The sequence below is a fragment of the Roseateles noduli genome, from assembly GCF_050626985.1.
GTDB classification, from domain to species: Bacteria; Pseudomonadota; Gammaproteobacteria; order Burkholderiales; family Burkholderiaceae_C; genus Roseateles; species Roseateles noduli_A.
Window position 1 is genome coordinate 971,927 of record NZ_CP192463.1, and the last position, 22,208, is coordinate 994,134.

Annotated in this window: 19 protein-coding genes; 12 read left to right on the plus strand and 7 right to left on the minus strand. The window is 61.3% G+C overall.

Annotated features, from left to right (window positions below; genetic code table 11):
- Positions 1 to 26 precede the first annotated feature (26 nt).
- Positions 27 to 665 (minus strand): cysteine hydrolase, encoded by a 639-nt coding sequence (locus ACQ4L4_RS04280; protein WP_431102978.1) that lies wholly within the window; start codon positions 663 to 665, stop codon positions 27 to 29.
- Positions 666 to 952: 287 nt separating this feature from the next.
- Here ACQ4L4_RS04280 and ACQ4L4_RS04285 point away from each other — a divergent pair, with 287 nt between their 5' ends.
- The 4 genes from ACQ4L4_RS04285 to ACQ4L4_RS04300 all read left to right on the plus strand — a co-directional run bounded on the left by ACQ4L4_RS04285 (position 953) and on the right by ACQ4L4_RS04300 (position 4,801).
- Positions 953 to 1,927, plus strand: coding sequence for an MBL fold metallo-hydrolase (locus ACQ4L4_RS04285; protein ID WP_431102980.1), 975 nt, complete (start codon positions 953 to 955; stop codon positions 1,925 to 1,927).
- Positions 1,928 to 2,133: 206 nt separating this feature from the next.
- A complete protein-coding gene (locus ACQ4L4_RS04290; RefSeq protein ID WP_431104869.1) occupies positions 2,134 to 2,559 on the plus strand; it encodes an OsmC family protein in 426 nt (141 codons plus the stop codon).
- Between the two features lie 109 nt (positions 2,560 to 2,668).
- On the plus strand, positions 2,669 to 3,742 hold the full coding sequence (locus ACQ4L4_RS04295; protein ID WP_431104870.1) for an XdhC family protein: 1,074 nt from the start codon (positions 2,669 to 2,671) through the stop codon (positions 3,740 to 3,742).
- A gap of 210 nt (positions 3,743 to 3,952) precedes the next feature.
- A complete protein-coding gene (locus ACQ4L4_RS04300) occupies positions 3,953 to 4,801 on the plus strand; it encodes a nitroreductase family protein (RefSeq protein ID WP_431102982.1) in 849 nt (282 codons plus the stop codon).
- A gap of 106 nt (positions 4,802 to 4,907) precedes the next feature.
- Here the strand turns inward: ACQ4L4_RS04300 and ACQ4L4_RS04305 are convergent, their stop codons facing one another.
- Complete coding sequence (locus tag ACQ4L4_RS04305; RefSeq protein WP_431102983.1) at positions 4,908 to 5,843, minus strand: LysR family transcriptional regulator; 936 nt, start codon at positions 5,841 to 5,843, stop codon at positions 4,908 to 4,910.
- 14 nt (positions 5,844 to 5,857) lie between these two features.
- On the minus strand, positions 5,858 to 6,958 hold the full coding sequence (locus ACQ4L4_RS04310) for a ZIP family metal transporter (protein WP_431102984.1): 1,101 nt from the start codon (positions 6,956 to 6,958) through the stop codon (positions 5,858 to 5,860).
- Between the two features lie 238 nt (positions 6,959 to 7,196).
- Between ACQ4L4_RS04310 and ACQ4L4_RS04315 the strand changes: the two genes are divergently transcribed.
- The 6 genes from ACQ4L4_RS04315 to ACQ4L4_RS04340 all read left to right on the plus strand — a co-directional run bounded on the left by ACQ4L4_RS04315 (position 7,197) and on the right by ACQ4L4_RS04340 (position 12,913).
- On the plus strand, positions 7,197 to 7,487 hold the full coding sequence (locus tag ACQ4L4_RS04315; RefSeq protein WP_431102985.1) for a hypothetical protein: 291 nt from the start codon (positions 7,197 to 7,199) through the stop codon (positions 7,485 to 7,487).
- Between the two features lie 120 nt (positions 7,488 to 7,607).
- Positions 7,608 to 9,137 (plus strand): MFS transporter, encoded by a 1,530-nt coding sequence (locus ACQ4L4_RS04320; protein WP_431102986.1) that lies wholly within the window; start codon positions 7,608 to 7,610, stop codon positions 9,135 to 9,137.
- 17 nt (positions 9,138 to 9,154) lie between these two features.
- Entirely contained in the window at positions 9,155 to 10,264 is a 1,110-nt protein-coding gene (locus ACQ4L4_RS04325) for an HlyD family secretion protein (RefSeq protein ID WP_431102987.1), read from the plus strand.
- On the plus strand, positions 10,264 to 11,679 hold the full coding sequence (locus ACQ4L4_RS04330; protein WP_431102988.1) for an efflux transporter outer membrane subunit: 1,416 nt from the start codon (positions 10,264 to 10,266) through the stop codon (positions 11,677 to 11,679). Before ACQ4L4_RS04325 ends, ACQ4L4_RS04330 begins: the two co-directional genes overlap by 1 nt.
- A 101-nt stretch (positions 11,680 to 11,780) precedes the next feature.
- Positions 11,781 to 12,308: a Dps family protein gene (locus ACQ4L4_RS04335; protein ID WP_431102989.1), complete on the plus strand. Its 528-nt coding sequence runs from the start codon at positions 11,781 to 11,783 to the stop codon at positions 12,306 to 12,308.
- 176 nt (positions 12,309 to 12,484) lie between these two features.
- Positions 12,485 to 12,913, plus strand: coding sequence for an OsmC family peroxiredoxin (locus ACQ4L4_RS04340; RefSeq protein ID WP_431102990.1), 429 nt, complete (start codon positions 12,485 to 12,487; stop codon positions 12,911 to 12,913).
- Between the two features lie 106 nt (positions 12,914 to 13,019).
- On the opposite strand, the gene ACQ4L4_RS04345 is transcribed toward ACQ4L4_RS04340, so the two are convergent.
- Positions 13,020 to 13,967 (minus strand): alpha/beta hydrolase, encoded by a 948-nt coding sequence (locus ACQ4L4_RS04345; protein ID WP_431102991.1) that lies wholly within the window; start codon positions 13,965 to 13,967, stop codon positions 13,020 to 13,022.
- Positions 13,968 to 14,355: 388 nt separating this feature from the next.
- Here ACQ4L4_RS04345 and ACQ4L4_RS04350 point away from each other — a divergent pair, with 388 nt between their 5' ends.
- Together ACQ4L4_RS04350 and ACQ4L4_RS04355 are read left to right on the plus strand one after the other, a co-directional pair.
- On the plus strand, positions 14,356 to 15,360 hold the full coding sequence (locus tag ACQ4L4_RS04350; RefSeq protein WP_431102992.1) for an alpha/beta fold hydrolase: 1,005 nt from the start codon (positions 14,356 to 14,358) through the stop codon (positions 15,358 to 15,360).
- Between the two features lie 179 nt (positions 15,361 to 15,539).
- A complete protein-coding gene (locus ACQ4L4_RS04355) occupies positions 15,540 to 17,504 on the plus strand; it encodes a hypothetical protein (RefSeq protein WP_431102993.1) in 1,965 nt (654 codons plus the stop codon).
- 93 nt (positions 17,505 to 17,597) lie between these two features.
- Here the strand turns inward: ACQ4L4_RS04355 and ACQ4L4_RS04360 are convergent, their stop codons facing one another.
- From ACQ4L4_RS04360 to ACQ4L4_RS04370, 3 genes are all read right to left on the minus strand, one after another.
- Positions 17,598 to 18,431: an enoyl-CoA hydratase/isomerase family protein gene (locus ACQ4L4_RS04360; RefSeq protein WP_431102994.1), complete on the minus strand. Its 834-nt coding sequence runs from the start codon at positions 18,429 to 18,431 to the stop codon at positions 17,598 to 17,600.
- A gap of 189 nt (positions 18,432 to 18,620) precedes the next feature.
- A complete protein-coding gene (locus tag ACQ4L4_RS04365; protein WP_431102995.1) occupies positions 18,621 to 19,931 on the minus strand; it encodes a c-type cytochrome in 1,311 nt (436 codons plus the stop codon).
- Positions 19,928 to 22,207, minus strand: a complete 2,280-nt coding sequence (locus ACQ4L4_RS04370) for a molybdopterin cofactor-binding domain-containing protein (protein WP_431102996.1) — start codon at positions 22,205 to 22,207, stop codon at positions 19,928 to 19,930. Before ACQ4L4_RS04370 ends, ACQ4L4_RS04365 begins: the two co-directional genes overlap by 4 nt.
- Position 22,208 lies beyond the last annotated feature (1 nt).

Below are 22,208 nucleotides of genomic sequence, written 5' to 3' on the forward strand. Positions count from 1 at the left end.
GATCGACCCAGTCGAAGCCGTGAGGGTTAGGCGGCAGTAGTGGCCGGCTTGAGCGCGGCAAGCACCTCGGCCGTGGTCAGCACCGCGTGGGCGAAGAACGGCGCGTTGACCTCATGGGAGACGTGCATCGCCTCGTCGCTGAAGGCGGAAGTGGCGTCCTTGACCAGCGTCACGTGATATCCGAGCTCCATGCCGTAGCGGGCGGTCGACTCGACGCAGGCGTTGGCGATCATGCCGATGCAGATCAGCTTGCGCGCGCCGTGTTGCTTGAGCTGCTCATCCAGATCGGTGTTGGCAAACCCGCTGAAGCCCCAGTGTTCCTTCACCAGCACGTCGCCCTTTTGCGGTGCGAAGCCTTCGGCCCATTCGCCGCCCCAGGAGTTCGCAGCGAACGCCTGCAGCTTGTGGGACGTCTCCTGGTTCGGGCTGACGTGGTCCCAGTCCGCATAGTCGTGCGCGTGGGCGCGGTGGTGCGGGAGGATGTAGATGGTGATGCCGGCAGCGCGTGCGGCGTCAACGATGCTCTTGATGTTGGCGAAGGCGTTGTTCTTTGCGGCGACGTCCTTCACCAGATCGAACAGCTTGCCGCCCGGAGTCATGAAGTCGTTGTACGGGTCGGTGAGAAGGATCGCCGTCTCGGCGGCGGGGTAGAGGGCTTGTGTCATGAGTTCTCCGTTGCGGATGAGTCGCCGTTGGGCGACATATGGGTTCGCGAAAAAAGTTTAGCTTCAAAAATAGAAGTTGCGAGCTTAGGATCCCTCATACCTTGGTCTGGTTGGCGCAGCGCTGGGAACGAGAGAGAGTTCGAACCGTGGATTTGGTCGGCTCTGGCTCGCGGCGGGCTTCTATAGAGGCGCGCAGGTGTCGTGGCGGTGCAACCGCGTTGCTTGGGGTACGAGCCCGGGATAGCGGCGAGCCAGACCGACCGATCCACACCTCTGAGAGGAACCTCATGAAGTTGCCTGAAATCAAGACGTTGGCCAGATCCGCGTCGCTGTTCGCCGCCGCGCTGCTCGGCGCCATCACACTGGTTCCACCATCCATGGCGGCCGCGCCTATGGTGAAAACGCAGGCGCCTGGGTACTACCCGCTCATGGTCGGGCAGTTCCAAGTGGCGGCGCTGCTCGATGGAAGTCTGAATCTCCCTGTCGAGAAGCTGCTGAAGCAGCCTGCTCAGAAGACGACTGCGGCGCTCGCCAAGCAGTACCTGAAGTCACCGGTCGAGACCTCGATCAACGCCTACTTGGTGAATACCGGCAAGCGCTTGATGCTGTTCGATGTGGGCAGCTCTGGAAGCCATGGACCGACCACGGGTGCTGTGCTGGCCAACCTGAAGGCGCTCGGTTACAAGCCGGAGGATGTCGACGATGTCTTCATCACACACAGCCACTGGGACCACGTCGAGGGTCTGACGCGCGACGGTCAGAAGGTGTTTCCGAACGCCGTAGTCCACGTGGGTAAGGGTGATGTGGACTTCTTCCTTGGCCACCAGGCCAAGCCGAACGAGTCTCATGAGGAGCGAGAGGGCTTCGAGGTTGCTGCTGCAGCCTATGGGCCGTACCAAGCGGACGGCCGTCTCAAGCCCATCGATGGCCCTGGCGTCGTGGCCGAAGGGGTTACTGCTGTGCCGTCGCCTGGGCACACGCCTGGGCACACCAGCTACATCGTCGAGAGCGAGGGCAAAAAGCTCTACATCCTCGGGGACCTTATTCACGTGGCTGCGGTTCAGTTCGACGATCCGACAGTCACCATCGTTTGGGACAGCGATCCGCGCGCCGCGGTCGTGGCGCGCCAGAAGCTCTTCGCGGAAGCGGCCTCCGCCGGCGCATTAGTGGCGGCAGCACATCTTTCGTTCCCAGGCTTTGGCACGTTGCACGCCAAGGGCAAAGGATGGGTCTATCGCCGGAGCGTCCCTCCCTGGGATTGAGACGGCCTTGGCCGGCCGGTGTTAGCCAGTCTCGGCCGCTCTTGCCGCGCTTGACGCGGCATTTTCTTGCGCATGCCTGATGACGAGCTCTATGGGGATGCGCATGACATTCGAGCCTGGAGTCTCCGGATCTGGGCTTTGATGAACTTTGATGGGCGGCGCTGGTCGTCGTCCTCCGTTAACTCCCTTAAGGACTGAACATGGAAATCAAGCGAACCGGCAGCGCCGTCTGGCAAGGCGGAATCAAGGATGGCAAGGGTGCCATCTCCACCCAGAGCGGCGCGTTGAGTGCCTATCCGTACGGCTTCTCGAGCCGTTTTGAAGGCCTCCCGGGTACCAATCCCGAAGAGCTGATTGCGGCCGCACATTCGGGATGCTTCACGATGGCTCTATCCCTCATCCTGCAGCAGGCCGGCTTCACCGCCAAGCAGATGGATACGAAGGCCGAAGTCACGCTGGAGTCCGTCGAAGGTGGTTTCGCGATCACCAAGGTGCATCTGGTGCTGAAGGCCGAAGTGCCGGGGGCCGATGAGGCGACGTTCCAGAAGCTGGCAGCGGATGCCAAGGCAGGTTGCCCTGTGAGCAAGCTTCTGAAGGCAGACATCACGTTGGACGCGCAACTGGTCGCCTGACTTGGACGTGGCGGCTTAGTCACGCCCATCTTGGGTATTTTTGCGAGTGCCGCATGCTCCCTCGCTCGCCGCAATTCCCACGCGGTGAGCGAACACCTTGAACAACGCCGTGGAAAGCCTTGACCTTGAAGTTTTGCGCGCCTGCGCCGCGTGGGTGGGGGCAGGTAAGCGCTGCCAGCTGGTCACCGTGGTGAACACCTGGGGATCCAGTCCGCGCACGCCGGGAGCCATGCTGGGGGTATGTGAGGATGGGTCAGTCGTTGGCTCGGTGTCCGGTGGGTGCATCGAGGACGACCTCATCGCTGGAGTTCGAGATGGCGGGATCGAACAGCGGCCGCCAAGGGCCGTTGTCTATGGAATCTCCTCCGAGGATGCCCACAAGTTTGGCCTTCCATGCGGCGGGACTATCCGATTGGTCATAGAGACCTTGAGCCTAGAGAGCCGGCTGGATGAGCTACTGGCCCTGCTCGTGGGAAGGGGTCTCGTGCGCAGGCGACTTCGGCTGTCAGATGGCTCCGTTGTCCTCGAGCATGGATCGGGTACGGAGAACGTCGTTGAGCTTGATGACAACGAGTTCTCCGCGGTGATGGGACCGCGTTGGCGGCTGCTTGTCATCGGGGCAGGAGATTTGTCGAAGTTCCTGGCTCAGGTAGCGACCGGCGTGGGCTATCAGGTCTATGTGTGTGACCCTCGCATCGAGTACACCAAGGACTGGAATCTCGAAGGGGTGGAGCTGGTTCCCGGCATGCCTGACGACGTGGTGATCGATTTGAAGGTCGATTTTCGGACCGCGGTGATTGCTTTGACCCACGACCCGAAGCTGGACGACCTGGCGCTCATGGAGGCGCTGCGTTCGGACGCCTTCTACGTTGGTGCGATCGGCTCCCGCCGCAACAGCGCCCGACGACGGGGACGCTTAAAGCTGTTTGACCTCACCGATGCGCAGGTCGACAGGCTGCGAGGTCCCATTGGATTGCCTTTAGGCGGCAAGACTCCCGCCGAGATTGCCATCTCGGCGCTCGCAGAGCTCACAGCTGCCAAGAACGGAAGTCTGGAGCGCTTCGAGCAGTTGAGGTTTGAAGACTCAAGTGCGTGCACCACCGAGGCTGCGGACAGCGCCGGCTTAGGGTCCGGTGTGAACTTGTCTACTGACCCGACGCGGAGTTCGATGGAGCTCGCATAGCCCCGGCACGCAGTTGATTCGGGCGCTCCTGGACTATCAGCGGAGGGCGGTCACTCAGCCGATCGACTTCAAGCGGGTTCTTCAACTCTGGTCGAGCCAGGTCGAGCCGAGGGAGCTGCACCCATGAACCCACAACAGATTTTTCGGTCCTGCTGGTATCTGTCGTCGCTTCGATCGACGTGGGCTACGAGCGATTTTGAGGTGTCTAGCATGAACAATTCTTTGGATGTGGCCAACATGAGCCGCGAGGAGCTGCTTGCCAAGCGCTACGGCGTCGACGCGAGTGATCTGGCTGATGCCAAAGCGCCGTGGAACGTCGTGTTGTCGACGCTGGTGAACCGCTACTCGACCCGCGCGTTCACGGATGCGGGTGTGACGGAACAGCAGCTGGCCGCCATCGTTGCCGCGGCGCAGTCGGCACCGACCTCGTCCAACCTTCAGTCTTGGAGCGTGATCGCGGTGCAAGACCCGTCGTTGAAAGCGAAACTGGCTGTCCTTTCAGGCAATCAGCGGCACATCATTCAAGCTCCCTTGCTTCTGGTCTTTGTGGCGGACCTCGCAAGGCTTCGAACCTTGGGCAAGCAAGCTGCTTCGGCCGTTGAAGGGCTCGAATATTTCGACAGCTTCCTTGTTTCGGTTGTGGATTCGTCGCTTGCCGCGCAAAACGCCGCAGTCGCCGCGACCTCGATGGGACTCGGAAGTTGCTTCATCGGAGCCATGCGAAACAACCCAGCCGAAGTCGCAAAGGAACTGGGCCTGCCCGAGGAGTCGTTTGCGGTCTTCGGCCTGGCCGTCGGAACTCCCGATCGCGACTACGACAGCGACATCAAACCGCGACTGCCTGCGAGCATCGTTCTACACCGCGAGAAGTACGGCACGTTCGATCCGGTCGCTATGAAGCGCTACGACGCAGCGATGACGAACTTTGAGCTCAGCCAGAACATGCCAGCATCGACTTGGACCTCCAAGGCCATCCAAAGGGTGTCCGGCGCCGCAGCCCTTACTGGCCGCGAAAAGCTGCTCCGTGTGCTTAAGGAGCGCGGGTTCGTTATGAAGTGACAGTGTCTGGCGCGCGGCGGGCTCGGCGCCGGCAGCGCTTGAGGCGCGCGTTTCGCGCCAGTGTGTCCGCCAAATCTCGTCTTCAGGCTCAGTTCTGCGTTGACGCCTAGGCGGCCAGAGCTGAGACGCGCGTGTCTGGGGTGTCTATGCACACACCGTGCGCGCCTGCCGGTTGAGTCCACAGGGTCACAAGGGAGCGAAGCCTTGGGTCCGACTGCTTCTCCCTTGGCCAAACCAGGGTGAGGGCGACCTTAGGACTGCGCACTGTAGGCAGCACATGCAGCAGTTGCCCTTCACGAATCAGATTGCGCACCAGCGTCTCCGGTAGCAGGCCAACACCTGCGCCCGCGAGGACGACGTGCAGCACGCCATCCATGCCGTTTGCGACGACCTTTGCTTGCACGGAACTTGAGAAGCTCTCACTGAATCCTTCAAGCGGCCACGGTTCGAGCTGACCTCCTGCTGAAGAGCGTAGGCGAACGGTCGCATGGCGGTGGAGGTCGCACGCCGTCTGGGGTGTCCCAGCACGCGCCAGATATGCGGGCGAGCCCACGAAGATGAAGCTGAGCGTACCCACCTGGCGCGAGTCCAGAGAAGGGTCGTAAACAGTTCCGAGGCAGATTGCCGCATCCGCCTCGCCACCCAACGGTGAGGACCGGCTTCCGAACTGGTCGATCTCGATCTCCACCCCCGCATGGCAAGCGGAGAAGGCGGCCAGGGGGCGCAGCAGCTCGTCTGCAGCAAAGGGAAGGTTGATGTGCAGCTTTGGAGTCGGCTTCGACGCCAAGGCGCCAAGCTCGGTCTCTGCTGCCTCCACTTCCCTCAGTATCCGTTCGCAGCGTTCCAGAAATAGAACGCCCTCGTCGGTGAGCTCGATCGTACGCGTGGTGCGACGGAACAGTCGAACCCCCAACTTCGTCTCCATGCGACCTATCGCCTTGCCGACCGCCGATGGTGAGATGCCCAGCTCGCGGCCGGCGGCGCTGAAGTTCAGGGTCTTGGCTACCAAGACGAATACGGACATGCCGCTGAGACTATCCATGGGCTTGTTCAACGTCAGGGAGGGGTGGCGGTGCTCAGGTGCGCCGCAGGGAAGGAGGTCTCGTGAGCCGGCGCTGATGCCTCCGGTTGCGAGCTTGCTTCATGTTCGTGTCGATTGGAGGCTGTGTGCTCCGGCTCTGCGATGTGACTGACAGCTGCCACGAGGGCGATACCAACGAGCAGAGCTGCGACCTGCAGCCCCGCCTGTCTGGTGGTAAGCCGAACTTGCAACTGAGGCAGAAGATCGGACAGGGCGACGTACACGAAGCTGCTGCTGGCAAGGACCAGGAAGTAGGGTGTCCACGCCGAGAACTCGCTCGTGAGCCAGCAGCCAAAAAGTCCGCCCACCAGCGTCACGGAGCCTGCGCACGCAACTTTCATGAACGCTCCGCGTCCGCTGCTGGACTGGCGAACCAGTATGAGGTCGCCTATGTGGTGAGGAACTTCGTGGACAAGGACTGCGGTGCTCGCGACGATGCCAAGTCGGACGTCCGCGATGAACGCTGAAGCTATGAGAAGCCCGTCGCTGAAGCAGTGAATGCTGTCGCCGACTAGCGCGGACCAGGCGCCAGAACTCTTCGATCGAGCTTCGCCGGGGCTGTCGTGTGCGTGACCGCTCTGGGGGGAATGGGCATGACCTTTGACGCGCAAATACCCGTTCGAGCCTGTATGCCCAGCGGTCGCATAGGGAAGTTCACGGGCGTGTTCGTGCCCGTGATGCCAGATCTCCGCCTTGTCGAGCACAAAGAACGCAAGGATTCCGGCTAAGTGGAGTGCAAGCAGCGTTGAAGGCGACGCATTGCTCTCGAAGGCTTCCGGCAGCAGATGTAGAAATGCGGTTGCTAAGAGGGCGCCTGCTGCGAGGCTCAACAGGTAGTGCGCTTCGCTGTCCAGTTGGGGCCGCGTGCCGCCGAATTTGGTCACGCAGTTTGCGATCCAAACGCTTCCAACGCCGGCTGCCAAGGTGCCGGTCGCAATCTCAAGTAAGCGAAGTGGATCGATGGGCATGAGGACCGGTGCGGACGATGTAGGAGCGGCGTTGCTCTGCTCGAGCATGAACTGCGAGCAGCCTGCGACCAGACTGCGAACTCTAGGTTCCAGGCTGGACGTGGTCATCTAGTCAAAGAGTCTGGTAGACGCTTGCTGCAGATGCTGATAGACGCAAGAGACCGTCCGGGTAAGCCTAGGTCACTCGCGAATTAACACCTTGGTCTGATATATGGCTTCAAATACTGAAGCTAGCATGAGCTGCAGGTTTTTTGCTTTTGTCGCCTTTTACGCTTGCTTCAACGAAGCAGGCTGATACCCGCGGCGGCAAATCCTCAAGTCAACGAATGAGTATCCAGAGGTCGAGATGCAAGTGATTTGTGTGGTGGGGTTCATCGATGCGGATGCCCTCAAGAAGATCACCCCAGAGCGCATGAAGGCGGAGGCCGACTACGTCCGCAGCCTCTATGCACAGGACATCGTGCGTCAGGTGTGGTCCAAAGCTGGTGGCGGTGGCGCGCTCTTGATGCTGGAAGTCCCGTCCGAGGGTGAGGCCGTGCGTCTGATGTCCGGGCTGCCATTCGTGAAGGATGGACTGCTTCGCATCGAACAGACCTACTCGCTTGCTCCGTACCGGGGCTTCGGCTCTGCGTCCTGACGGTCCACTGAAAAGCTCGGACCTGTGACTACCGCGCCAGCGCCAGCGCTCCCCAGTCAGGCTCCTGCCGAGGTTCCGTATGAACTGGGCAGCGGGGTTGCGCACGGCCTGGTGGCGGCCTTGGTCGGACTCACCCAAGGCTTGGGTGTCTTCCTGGTCAACAACAACTACCCGGCAATCCAAGGGGCGCTGGGTGCGACCTCTGCGGAGGGCGGTTGGCTGACCACCGCGTACTTCGCCACGTCGCTGTCCTGCGCTGTGATCCTGACGAAGATGCGCCTCCAGTACGGCCTGCGCAGGTTTGCCGAGTGGGGGATCTTCGTCTACCTCCTGGTGAGCGTGATCAACTTGGTGGTGCGAGACCTCCAGTCCGCGCTCGTGGCCAGAGCTGCCTTGGGGCTTGCGGCGACACCGCTCATCACGCTATCGCTCTTGTACATGCTGGAGGCGTTCCCCAAGCGTTTTGCTCCCTATGGCATCACACTGGGATTTGCTGCCCTTCAGTTTGGGTCACCGCTGGCGCGGATCATCTCTGAGAGCCTGCTTGAGCACGCGTCGTGGCGAGGGTTGCAACTCTTTGACCTGGCGATGGCCTGCGCGTGCTTGGCGGCAATCAATGCCGTGCGGCTGACGCCGCCGCCTTTGATGAAGGTTTTCAACAAAGGCGATGCACTGAGCTTCTCGCTCTACGCGACCGCTTTGGCGCTGCTTTGCGTGGTGTTCACACAAGGGCGCGTGGCATGGTGGACTGACGCTCCTTGGATCGGCGGGTGCCTAGCCGCAGGCATCGGTCTGCTCGGTATCTTCGTGATGATTGAGTTGAGGCGAGAGCGCCCCCTCATCGACCTCAGATGGGTATGCACGCCTCCGGTCATGACGCTGGCCATCACCATCATCCTGTTCCGATTGGTGCTCTCGGAGCAACCTTTCGGGGTCGTCACGATGATGTACTCGCTGGGCATCACGAACGACCAGATGCACGGGCTTTTCTGGTGGGTGACCTTCGGGACCGCGGCTGGCTTCCTTCTGTCGTTGTTGGCGATCCCCTGGCTGAAGTTTCGGTATCCCGCCTTGGTTTCGCTGCTGTTCATCTTCGCTGCTGCCTGGATGGACACCCAGTCCACGGCACAGACCCGGCCAGAGGATCTGTATCTCAGCCAGACGCTACTGGCGATCGGCACGTCCATGTTCTTGATGTCGGCGCTGCTGACTGGATTTATCCCGGTCATCTTGGACGGCATGAGGAACGTGATCAGTTTCTTCGCCGTTTTCGCCGTCTGCAATCAGATGGGCAGCCTCATGGGCTCCGCTGCGCTGACGACTCTTCTGGCGGAGCGCCAGAGTCATCACTTCGCCGCACTTTCGCAGTGGCTACGCCTAAGCGACCCCCAAGTCGCAGCTCGGGTAGCGCAAGGCGGCGGCGCTTATGCCGGCACCCTGGTGGACTCGGCTCAGCGATCCGGAGCAGGGCTTGCAACGCTGATGCAGCAGACCAGTCGTGAGGCGCTCATTCGTGCCTACAACGATGTTTTCTTCCTGATAGCAGCCCTGGCCGTATGCACGTTCATCTACCTCCTGGTTGTGACCGTCCGCTTTGAAGTCAAGGGCGCGAAGGCTGCCACTCCCGCGCCCCAAGCGCCGAACACGTAATCGCTGATCAAGCCAACATGTCCGAAAGTACTGCACGTCCGCTGAGCGTCATGCTCGCCATCGGCGCCGCCACCGTCGCTGCGGTGTTGCTCATCCTCTACGTCTGGGAGATTCCCCCGTTCCAGAGTCCGGTGGAACTGACCGAGGACGCGTACGTCCGTGGCAGCGTGACCATCGTTGCGCCTAAGGTGGACGGCTACGTGACCTCGGTCAACGTGCAGGACTTCGTGAAGGTGAAGAAGGGCGATGTCCTTATTCAGCTGGACGATAAGAACTACCTCCAGAAGCTGGAGGTTGCCAAGGGGAATCTTGCGGTGCAGCTAGCGAGCCTGGCAAACCTTCCGCAGACGCGTTTGGTTCGTCAAGCAGCTCTCAACAGCGCCAGCGCGCAGGTCGTGAGCGCCACGGCACAAGTAGCGAATACCAAAGCGCAACTCGCTCGAGCGCAGGCTGACATGCAGCGTGCTGAAGCGCTTGTCGGCAATGAGTCGCTCTCGGTCCGGGAGCGGGATCAGACCGTCGCTGCCCTCCGTCAAGCCGAGGCAACCGCTCGGCAGGCCGATGCCGCAGTGTTGGTGACTCATGCCGCGCGTGCCTCGGCCGAACAAGACCTGCGCTCCGTCGAGGTTACTCGGGCCTCTCTTGTTGGCGCGGTGGAGGCAGCCAAGGCGGCCGTCAAACTCGCAGAAATTGACGTTGAGAACACGCGCGTCCTGGCTCCCCGCGACGGCCAGATCGGTGAGGTCGGCGTCAAACTGGGCCAATACGTGACGCCTGGAACGCAGCTTTTGGCGGTTGTCCCCTCGCAGGTTTGGGTTGTCGCGAACTACAAAGAAGCGCAGACGGCTCACATGGCGCCCGGTCAGCCCGCACAGATGAAGGTCGATGGACTGGCCTACGCAACTCTGCGAGGGACCGTGGAGCGGATATCGCCCGCAACGGGGTCCGAGTTCAGCGTCATCAAGCCCGACAACGCGACGGGCAACTTCACGAAGATTCCGCAGCGTCTGCTCGTGCGGATCGCCCTCGATCCGGACCAACCTCTCGTCGAACGTCTGCGTCCGGGCATGTCTGTCATCACCCGCGTCGACACGTCCAAGTCCTCTCAGCAAACGGCAGCCAAATGATGAGCTTCCAGTTTTCTGAGGATCGAAGAGGGGAGCTGGCAAAGCTCGCGCTCTTCTTGCTTGTGCCCCTCGCCGGGTGCGCCGTTTTCTCGGAACACTCAGAACTGCCGAACAAGGCCCCGCTGAGCTGGAGCCAGCCCGGAGGTGCGCAGCAAGTGAGCGCAGATTGGTGGAAGGCGTTTGGCGATCCCACGCTTACCAGTCTGGTCGCACAGGCCTTGGAAAGCAACAGCGACCTGCGTATTGCGCAGGAACGGGTCAACCAAGCACGAGCGCTCGCCGCGGTACAGCACGGAGCGGAGCTGCCTACTTTGGAAGTCGGCGCGACTGGTGGCCGAGCTGACGCGGTCAGCCCTGTCTCTCGCCGACCGTTCCTGGCCACCTCGCACCAGGAGCAGTTTCAGGCGTCTTATGAGGTGGACGTATGGGGACGCTTCGGCTCTCTGACGCAAGCTGCCAAGGACAGAGTGCGTTCAGGCCAGGCGTCACGAGACGCAGTGGCCCTGAGCGTCGCCGCGGCCACCGCCTCAGCCTACATCAACCTGCTAGCGCTGGATGAACGCCTGCTGCTGGCTCGGCATACCTTGAACTCGCGAGAGGCTGCAGTCTCGTTCGCCAAAGCGCGACAGGCGCACGGATACGCCTCCAAGCTCGAGCTGGCGCAGGCAGAGTCAGAGTACCGGGCAACGGCTGTGGTCGTGCCTCAGTTGGAGCTGGCTGTCAGCCGAGCTGAGCATGCAATCTGCCTTCTGCTGGGCCGCGCGCCAGGGGCGGTGGAGCGTGGATCGGCGTTAGGTCGACTCGTCTCGCCAGATTTGCCCGCGACCGGTATTCCTTCGGAGTTCGTGCGCCGTCGCCCGGATATCGCTGCAGCCGAAGCACTGGTTGCCGCCACCGACGCCCAGCTTGCAGCGTCGCGCGCCCAGTTACTGCCTTCACTTCGATTGACTGCTGCGCTGGGCGGCACTGGGTCATCGGTCTACACGGGGGACCCGTTCAAGATCTGGAGCTTGGGCGGCAGCGTGCTGGCGCCCATCTTTGAGGGTGGCCGCCTCCGTGCGCAGGTGGAGCTAAGCAAGTCCCAACGGTCAGAGGCGCTGCATAACTACGAGAAGAGCGTCCTGACGGCATTCTCCGAAGTGGAAGATCAGCTGTCGACCGTCACCTCCACGAGCCAACAGCAGATGGAACTAGACGCCCAGCGTGCGTCAACCCAAGAGGCCTTACGGATCGCTCAGAACCGGTTCCGCGCCGGCTATTCGACCTATCTCGAAGTGCTCGACGCTCAGCGCACCTTGTTCTTGACGGAACAGCAGGCGGTCCAGATCCGTGCGGACATCCTGGTCGCCAACGTCAATCTGTTCAAAGCACTCGGCGGCGGTTGGCAGCCAGACAGTCCGCCGCGAGCACGCTGAGCTGATTCAGCGCCCGGTCGGACGCCCCACGGTCGCAGTAGAGATCTCTCTGCGGCGGAGCGCCGTGCCGCCAGTTTTTCCCCTCCCATCTACATACCTACATGATTCAACGAGCGAAGAAGCCAAAAACTGCGACCTTGGGAACGCCTAACACCCCGAAGGTCGACATCGGCCTTTCCAGCGAGGACCGTAGCGCGATCGCAGAGCTCCTGTCCCGACTCTTGGCCGACACCTACACGCTCTACCTCACCACGCACAACTTTCATTGGAACGTGACGGGGTTGATGTTCAACTCGCTCCACGGAATGTTCGAGGCGCAATACACCGCGCTATGGAACGCCGTGGATCCCATCGCCGAGCGAATTCGAACCCTTGGCCACATCGCGCCAGGCTCGTACGCCGAGTTCAGCGCCCTCAGCACCCTCAAGGACGCCCCCAGCGCGCCGCCTCCCGCCCTGGAGATGGTTCGGATCCTGTTGGTGGGTCACGAGACCGTCGCCCGGACCGCTCGGGCGGTCCTGGTGTTGGCCGGCGTCGCTCACGACGAGCCAACAGCCGACTTGGCAACGCAGCGTCTGAACGAGCACGAGCAAGTGGCGTGGATGCTTCGCTCGCTGTTGCAGGGCTGACCTCACCAACTTCCGTTAAGCGGTCGGTGGCACTTTCCCAGTGACACACCGATGTATGGCTTCCAAAACTGAAGCCGTTCACTAAACATGTTTTGAATTTGAAGGTGCCCCCGCTACTCAACCCGTGAGTCGGGGAGGGCCTCCAACACTTTTCCTACCTCACGAAGGAGTCAACTGTGAAGGCAAGTGCATCCGCAACCTGGACAGGGCCATGGATTACCGGGGAGGGAACCATCTCGGCTCGCTCTGGCGTCGTCAACAAGGCTCCGTATTCGTTCTCAAGCCGATTCGAAGGAACGCCTGGCGCCAGCCCCGAAGAGTTCCTGGCCGCCGGTTACGCCGGCTGCTTCAACCAAGCGCTGGCGAACAACTTCGGCATGAACAAGCTCGAGGCCAAATCCGTCGACACCTATGTCGATGTGGACCTGGGCTATGACGACGACCGCCGCCCGACCATCAAGGGCATCCATGTCATCGTTTCGGCCAAGGTGCCAGGTGCCACGGAGGAAATGTTCCTCCACTGCGCCAACCGAGCCAAGACGAACTGCACGATCGCCAAGCTTCTCAAGTGCGAGATTACGATGGAAGCGACGCTGCTGGCCTAATCCGCGCCGACCAGCGGGCCGGGGCGGGTTCGTCGACGCCCTGGACAAAACTGAGCGGGGGACAGAACTTGCGTTCTGTCCCCCGCTTGTTTATTCGACGAGGAGCTTAAGCGATGAGCGTCGCCAGCAGGTCGGCAAGGCCTGACGGGTTCGAGAAGAACGGCGTGTGGCTACCGGAGAAGGTCCGGAAGTCCGTCTTGGTCTGAGGGGCCAGGGTGTCGGCCTCGGAAACGAAGAGCTTCTGCAGCGCCGGAGGGACTGCGTTGTCTGCAGTACAACCGACGTACGCCCGAGCAACCGATCCCCACTTTGCGCTTGTGGCGCCGGTCGGGGTTCCAAATGCCTGAACCGGGTCATCGGGCTGCATCAAATGAGCGACGGCCGCAAAGGCGTCATCAGAGATATCGGCGCAGAACGTGTTCTTCAGACCCTGACGGTACGTTGAGTCGGCGGAGTTGGTGTCAAACCGAAGAGCTCCCACCTGCGCAAAGTCGGCCATCAACAGCGGTCCAATCTGGCTGGTTGCGGCCTCGGCCTTCTGCAGATACACGGCTGCGGGTGCAGCGGTGACAGGCATGAACGCCGAGAGGTAGATGAGCTTGGCGATCTTCGAAGGCGATTGTTCGGCCGCCGCGGTGATCGGGATGCCCGCCATGCTGTGGCCGAGCAACGAGATCGGTCCGAAGCCAGCAGCCGTGAGCTGGTCGACCGTCTGCAGGATGGCAGTGACGTACTGACTGAGCGAAATCGACGCCAGTGGGGAAGGTTCGGTCGCGAACGTTCCTGCGTTCAGCGGCCGTTGGCCGAAGCTAGTCGGGAACTTTGCGGTCAGGCCATGGCCTGGCAGATCCGGCGCGACGGCCGTGATGCCTTTGGCTGCCAGCAATGGGATGAGCTGGGCGTAGGACCAGCCGCCGAACCAGGACCCGTGAACGAGGACCACCGCTCGCTTGGAAGTGGACCCGTCAGAGCCTTCCGCACCGCAAGCGGCCAAAGCGGCACCAACTGCCGCGCCTGTGACGTGACCGCCGAACCGGCGACGAGAAAAATTCATCAACAACTCCAACTTCACTGCTGTAGACCCGCTGCGTCCCGTCCGGAGACAAAGTTCACGCGCAACGGAATTTCAGTAGATTGTCACTATAAAAAAGGAAGTGACAACTATACGCAGGGTTGTTCCGACGCGCCTATCTGGGTCGGATTTGCTCGCTTTCGCACGGGGGACTCTTGCGCGCGCCGAAGCTTGCAGACAGAAGATGTACTAGCGAGGTCTTGGATGGAGGTTGCGGATCAGACTTCTGTATGGTTGTTCCGCACTTAGCCACTTCCTATCATGAAGTTCAAGGCCGCCGCGCCGATCGGTGCGCCGGGTGTCTACGAATGCCACTCGCTCCAAAGGCAAAGGTTGCCGTGGTCGAGTGGTTCAAGCAACTCCACACTTCATGAATCTAAAGACCACCCTCACAGCGATCTCCTTCGCCTTGGTTGCCTTCGCTGCATCGGCAGCCGACGTGCCGCACAAGGGGAATCCGCGTGGAAGCTCCGCGCAGCTCGCGGTCTCGGATGCAGAGCTTCTCAAAACGTTGCCTGGCTTCAGGAGCGAATTCGCCACGGTGAATGGAGCTCGCATCCACTACGTCGTTGGAGGAGAAGGACCTGCGGTGCTGATGCTGCCCGGATGGCCCGTCACCTGGTGGTCGTATCACAAAATCATGCCTGAGCTGGCCAAGTCCCACCGCGTGATCGTTGCGGACCTTCGCGGTATGGGCCAGTCCGAGAAGACCAGCGGCGGTTTCGACAAGAAGAACATGGCCAAGGACATGTCTGAGTTGGTGACGAAGCTGGGGCTTTCACAGGTGGATGTGATTGGCCACGACATTGGTGCGATGGTGGCCTTCAGCTTTGCCGCGAATCATCCGGACCAGACCCGAAAGCTGGTGATGCTCGACGTCGCTCACCCCTCGGCCGGCTACATGAAGATCTCGATGCTGCCGGACCCGGGCACCTTCAACGACAAGATTGATGAGAACCATCCGTACCTCTGGTGGTTCGCGTTCCATCAGGTCAAGGGGCTGCCGGAGGAGCTGCTCGAGGGTAGGGCCCACCTAGAGCACGAATGGTTCTTCCGCTACATGCTGAAGAACGAAGCCGCAATCGATAAGCGCGATCGCGCCGTGTATGCGGCTGCCTACGGAAGCAAGGATGCCATCCGTGCCAGCAACGGTTGGTACCAGGCGTTTGAGCAGGACATCGCCGATGACGCGAACTATGGTCCTTTGAAGATGCCGGTCCTTGGCCTGGGTGGCCCAGGCTATCCGCGGCTGAAGGCAACGCTTAATGAGCGTGCGCCTGGTTCCCAGACTTTCCGTGTTGAGGGCAGTGGCCACTTTGTGGCGGAGGAGAAGCCCGAGATCGTTCTGAAGTATTTGAAGGACTTCCTGAACTGACAGGCCACCTCGTAGCTGTCTACTTGGAAGGGGCTGGTTCGCCAAGGCGGCCAGCCCCTTCGTACTTGATGGTGCCGCGAGCCCCGCGCTGGTAGCCACGGGGGGGCCGCGGCGTGCTGGGAGGCGGATATATGTTCTTGGAGTGAAGCCCGTGCAGAATTGACCTTGGGAGGTCACTGATGCCAAAAAGAAGCCTGCAGATTTTCAATTCCGACCAAGTCAATCGCGCCAAGATGCGCGTGCCGGCTTCCGCCTTGATGGAGGCGGAAGAAAGTCATCTCGTCCACGTGATGAAGCACGGCCTGATGAGAGGGATGCCTGTCAATTTGCAGCATGACTTGACCAGACCTGCAGGTTGGAGCGCTACGCTTGGCCACTTCATAGATGGCGCCATGGTTCGGGTAGTTGGACTCATCCAGCAGGCTGAGACCGAGGCCGAACGGGCGGAGCTGGCGGAATTCATACGACGTTATTGGGAGTGCCATCACACCGACGGATCGGAACGTCTTCGAAAGGAATTGGCAGAGCGCGTGGTTCCGGAGGTGCTGGATGAGCAGGACACAGTGCATCTCCGTGTCGAGACAGCCGTGGCTATCCGTGACGGGCTGGCCGCTAGGCTCTATCCGGATCTTTTCGATCCTTCCAGCGAGCATGTCGACAAGGACGGTTTGGTCGACTATTCCTATCTGCTCACGCGCTGCAAAGTGCGGTCGCCCGGCGTCTTTGTCGATGAGAAGCGGCAGCTAGTGCTGTTCGCCCATAGATATTTTAGGAGGGGCCAGGCACACGTCAACAAGCTCAACGACTACTTCCTCAGGAGCTTCTCTAAGGCTGCTAAGGATGTGAAATTGCGAGCAAGGCTTCGCTTGGATCCTGACCGCGTTGGCCATCCTGATGAAGTCAAAGAGCTCCTGGAGTTCGAGTATTGGCATGGGCCGCGCTATTCCGACGACATCGCGTCAATTCCGAGCGGCGTTGCCGAGCACAAAGCGGATGAGGGTACAAGGGACTACGAAGGTGTCGACAAGACCCACGTGTGGTGGAAACCGCCTGAGACTCGATCGAGCGGTGAGGGGGCTAGGAGCTTCCGTACCTTGGAGTTGGAGGAGTTAAGAGACATTCCGTCGTCAGGGCTGCCCGGGGAGCGGTATGGGTGTCGCTACGCTCACGCCGAGTACTCGCTTGAAGACCGGTGCATCACACACTTCGACGGCGCGATCCGTGCCTACCCTGTGGAACGGTACCTCGAGCGGATCGACCTCAACATCGACCGAGCAGGAAAACACTCGGAGTACACGAAGCTATTTCGCTTCGATGGGATCTTGGGCGTGGACCAATGGAAGCGTCTGCTCAGCGACTACTTCAAGGGGAATCCGTTGGTTCCGGAGTACCTGGGCGCCCAAACCGACGGATTGGAGGATGAGCGAGATGTTGTCGCGGAGCAGATCGCGAAGGGCGATGCTCAAGCAGATGCCGCTGCGGCCGAGGATGCATTGAGCGCCTTCATCTGGTTGAATCCGGGGTGCCCCATGAAGCAGCTCGAGCTTGGGCTGCGACCAGTTGTACTTGCTGACGGGATACACATCGTCCAGGTCATGGAGGTCGGATTCGGGGCGGTTGACAAGCTTCTACGTGCCCGTAAGAACCTCGCCGCGGTGGCCTCCATACAGGTCCCGGACGATCGACTTCAGCTAGTCCCGTTGAAGTTTGGGGCGTCCGAACGTTTCCCGGGAACCATGCACGCGTTCGTTCGCGACTTGAGCGAAGCGCTAGCCGTCGACGTGGCCTCTCTCGGACTCAAGAGCATTGCACTTTGCTTGAGCTGGCCGCAAGGCGATCTGATCGTATCGCTGAGCTTGAGGGGACCGTCCGATCTGGTGCAGCTTCTGCTTTCGAAGCTGTTCGTTGTCGTGGACGCCACGAAACCTGCATCGGACTGGATCGAAGCTTTGGCTGCGCAGGTTAGAACCCTAGACCCTCGGACCAGGCCCAGCAAGCAGCTGGACGGGGTGTTGGAAGGGACGCTCTCTTTCGAACGGAGCGGGTTGACTGCAGAGCTGATGTTCCCCCCGGAGCTTTCGCAGGTACTGATTGAGAAAAAACTGGTGGACGTGCGTCAACCCCCGGGCGAGCAGTCTGAGTGATCCGAGCAGACCGGGCTGTGGTCGGCGCCAGATGAAGGTGGCACCGGGTGGACCGGGGGACGAGGAGGCGCTCTGCCAGCATTCCTCTCAAATTCAGCTCTTCAGCTTACCTAGCGCATCCGCGAAGTTTCGCTCAAGGTCGCCTCGAGTCTGCATTCCGCCTTCCAGAAGCTCCTTCGTCCGGGCCTGAGCTCGTGGTTCTCGGATGGTCGACTGGAACAGCGCGCCGTCATTGCGGACGTCGGCCAGAGGAGGCAACGCGATGTCGTTGACGCGTCGCTTGTTGGCAACCAGGCCCGCCGGCGGGAACTTTGCGATGCGCAGTGCAAGGCGCTCGACGAATGGTGCGAGCTCGGCTTGCGGCAGCGCGCGATTGATCCAGCCGTAGCGCTCCGCCAAGTCAGCGTCGAAGTCGTTGGAGGAGAGAATCGCCTCGAGCGCGCGTCCGCGGCCCATGAGCCTGGTGAGATGCTGGATGGCTCCGGCACCGGGAACGGCACCGAAACCGGCCTCGATCTGGCAGAAGACGGCGGACTCGCGGGCTGCAAAGCGCATGTCGCAGGCCAGCGCGAACTCGCTGCCGGCCCCACGTGCGAAGCCCTCGACCTGCGCGATCGTGATCTGACGTGTCTCACTCAGGCGGCGGAAAAGCCCACCCAGCGAGCCGCTGGCCGCTCCCGGGATGCGCGCCGTTTGCTTTGTGTATTCGGCCACCTTCGCGATGTCCACGTGGGGGATGAAGTACTGCTTGTCCGCGCTCGAGAACACCACCACGTGAACCTCGATGTCCTGCTCCAGGGTGTTGAGCAGGTCGACCAGATCTCGAACTAGCTCCGGCCCGACCAGGTTAAGAGGCGGGTTGTCGATCTGAGCGAAGAGGACGCCTGCTTCCAGGCGAGTCTTGATGGTCGCAAAGTTGTATGACATCGACTTTCCTCCTGAGGAGTTGGGAGTGGCTGCCGCGGAGATTCCAGGAGCTTCGCCAGCTGCCAGCGCAGGTAGGGCAAGTGCTCCCGCTGCAGACGCGGCGCTCTGAGCGAGCATGCTGCGGCGCGAGAGCTGCGGTGTCGAGGAGGGCTTTTTTGTGCTGCTGTCAGACATGCCTGCCTCCAAGCGTTATTCGGACTTCTTCCGCTGTTCGGCGACGTCCTTGGGCGTGACCAGCCCCTTCTTGTTGCCGTACTGCTGAATCACGAAGTTGGACACGGCTGCGATCTCGGTATCCGAGTACGCGTGGCCAAACGCTGGCATGTAGACGGCCTTGCCTTGAACGTGGACGTTGACGCCCTCCAGCACGATTTGCATCACGTTCGTGCCCTCCGGATCGTTGACGCTGCGAGCGCCGAGCAGGGATGCGTGGGCGGTCTGCTGGCCAACGCCGTTCCACTGATGGCAGCTTGCGCAGGCCGAGGAGAACAGTCGCATGCCAAGTTCATGCTCGGGAACCGTGCTGCTCGCAGGCGCAAAGGCCGTTGCCGTCGTGGCGAGCGGTGGCCGTGGGTCGATGGTCGTCGGCGACTTTCCTTCCCGTGCCGGCACATCTCGCAGGTAGGTAATCAGCGCGTCGATGTCCTGACGATTCATGTACTGCAGGCTATTCTCGACAGCCTCCGCCATCGGACCGGCGGCCGATCCGCGACCCTGAGCGTGACCCTTCATCAGGTAGTCCGCAATCTCCTGATTGCTCCAGCTTCCAAGACCGTGCTTCGGGTCCGAGGTTATGTTGGGAGCCTTCCAGCCCTGGATGACCTCACCGGCCATGTTGTTGCTCTTGTTCAGAGCGAAGCCGATGTTGCGAGGCGTATGGCACTCCGCACAGTGGGCCAAGGCGACGGCCATGTAAGCGCCGGTGTTCCATTGCGTCGATTTCTCGGGGTTGGGCTGGAACCGTTCGTTCTTGAAAAACACGGCGTTCCAGAAGCCCATCGCCCACCGTTGGTTGAACGGGAACATCAGCTCCGGCTCCTTGTTCTTCTGCTCGACGGGCGTCAGGCTGAACAAGTAGGCCTTGATGGCAAGGATGTCGGCACGGCTCAGTTGGGTGTACGAGGTGTAGGGGAACGCCGGATACAGACGTTGGCCATCTGCGCGAACACCGTCGTGAATCGCCTTGACGAACTGATCGTCGGTCCAAGCGCCGATGCCGGTCTTCACGTCCGGCGTGATGTTCGGCGCGTATAGCTTGCCGAAGGGAAGTGAGAACGCCAACCCGCCGGCGAACGGCGTCCCGCCGCCTTTGGCTGTGTGGCAGGCGACGCAGTCCGCTGCCTTTGCGAGGTACTCGCCGCGCACCAGTAGAGGTGCATCCGCCGGCGCTCCGGCGATGAGTGGTGCAGTCCCGTCGTTCGGATCGACACGGTTCAGGTATGCATACCCCGCGACGCCGAGCACCGCGACAGCGACGACCAAGGAGGCGACGCGCTTCATGCTTGAGCTCCTTCGTTGGCATCGGCGTCATTCCGCAGGCCAACCGCACTCTTGAAAACTTCCTTCCCTTGAGCCAGCAGCGCTCGGTCGACCGGAAGCTCTCTCAGTCGAACCCCGGTGGCAGCGAAGATGGCGTTGTTGAGGGCGGGAGCGGCGATCGCTGTGCCGACCTCGCCAAGGCCGCCTGGCGACTCTTCGCTCTTCACGGTGTGCACCGAGACGATGGGGGTCTCGTTGATGCGAAGCGTCCGATAGTCGTGGAAGTTGCTTTGTTGGATGGCACCGTTCTCCAACGTAGCGTTGTTGAACAAGGCCGCGCTCAAGCCAAAGAGCAGGCCGCCCTGGACTTGAGCTTCCACCGACCCTATGTTCACGATCAGGCCGCAATCGATAGCCACGGTCGCCTTGCGCAGCTTGACTTCCCCCTGTGGCGATACCTCTACCTCCACCACAGCGCAGACCTTGGTGCCGAATGCGTCGCCGATGGCAATACCGCGACCCACGCGAGCGGGCAGGGTGGCCTTGCCCCAGCCGCTCTTGGTCACCGCCAGGTCAAGAACTGCGAGCATGCGCGGGTTCTTCCGAAGCATTGCCCGCCGATACTCGACCGGGTCCTTCTTAGCACGGTGTGCCAGCTCGTCGATGAAGCTCTCGACGACGTACAGGTTGTGGTTCGGTCCCACACCACGCCACCAGCCGACTCGCATACCGGCCGGAACAACGTATCGAACCCACTCGACTTTCAGATTCTCGACATCGTAGGGCAGGGTGTCTGCGCACTCGGTGGCGTCCGCGTCAAGTCCGTCCTTGCGCAAGGCAACCGGCAGCCAGCGGTCAAGGACGCTGCCGCCGCAGATGCGATCGCCGAACCACACGAGCTTTCCGTCCGCGTCGACGACGGCAGACACCTTGTCGTGGTACATCGGGCGAACGATGTCCTGGCGGATGTCTTCCTCGCGCGACCAAACCACTTTCAGCGGATAGGGCACCTGTTTCGCGAAGGCGACTGCTTGTTCGACAAAGTCGGTCTCCAGCCGCCGGCCGAAGCTGCCACCAAGATACTGGTTGTGAAGGACAACCTTCTCCTCGGGGAGCCCGCAAATTTTTGCGGCTAAAGAAACGGACCGCGTTGGAAGCTGCGTACCGACCCAGATTTCGCACTTTTGCGGTGTTACGTGAACCGTCGTGTTCATGGGCTCCATGGGTGCATGCGCTAGCATCGGCAGCTGATAGAGAGCCTCAACGGTCGTGCCTGTTGGCTTGCTACCCACCTCTCGGGCAACGATGGATTTGCCCGTCTCGGAAGTCTTGGCGATGGCCTCGCGCAGTTTCTTGGTCGTCAGAGTGGCGTTCGAGCCCCTGTTCCAGACAATCTTCAGAACGTCCAAGGCACGCTTTGCCGCCCAGTAGTGCTCCCCGATCGTGGCCACCGCGTTGCCAATCTTGACGAAGTCGACATAGCCAGGGATCGACCTTGCCACCGAGTCATTGACAGATACCAACGTGCCGCCAAGCGTCGGCGACGCCATGACAGTAGCGACCTTCATGCCAGGCAGGCAAGTGTCGATGGCGAACGGCGTCGAGCCGTTGACCTTCCCAACGGAATCAACTCGTCGCAGCGGTCGTCCGATCAGCTGAAAGTCCTTCGGGTCTTTCAGCTTCACGCTTTCGGGCATGGGCAGCTTCGCCGCGGCCGCGGCGATGGATCCGAATCCGACCGAGCGACCAGTTGCTGGATGCAGCACCTGACCGCGTTTGACCGTACAGGTCCCAGGGTCGACCTTCCACGCGGCGGCTGCTGCGCCAACGAGCAGCGTCCGGGCGACAGCGCCGGCCTCGCGCAGCACTCGGAAGGTTGCCCGTGTGCTGGTTGAGCCTCCGGTGATCTGGCCAAAAAGGATTGGTTGCGCGTAGAGCTTCTCGTTGGGTGGAGCGTGTTCGACCTTGATCTGGTCCATATCAACGCCCAGTTCTTCCGCCAACAGCATGGCTGAGCCGGTGTAAATCGCCTGGCCCATCTCGACCGTGGGCATAACGAGTCTGACCGTCCCATCGGTGTCGATGCGGATGAAGGCGTTGGGCGCAAACGCCGGCGCGCCGTCCAGTGCTGCGGCCGCGGCGTCCTCGGGCTGATGGCGAGGATTGATGCCTGCGAGAGCCGCCTTGCTGGCCCCACCCGTCCAGACGAAAGCTATCGCAAGGCCGGTCGTACGCAGCGCGTCACGACGAGAGATTCCGATGGGAGCAGCTGACTTGGAAGTGATGATGTTCTTCATG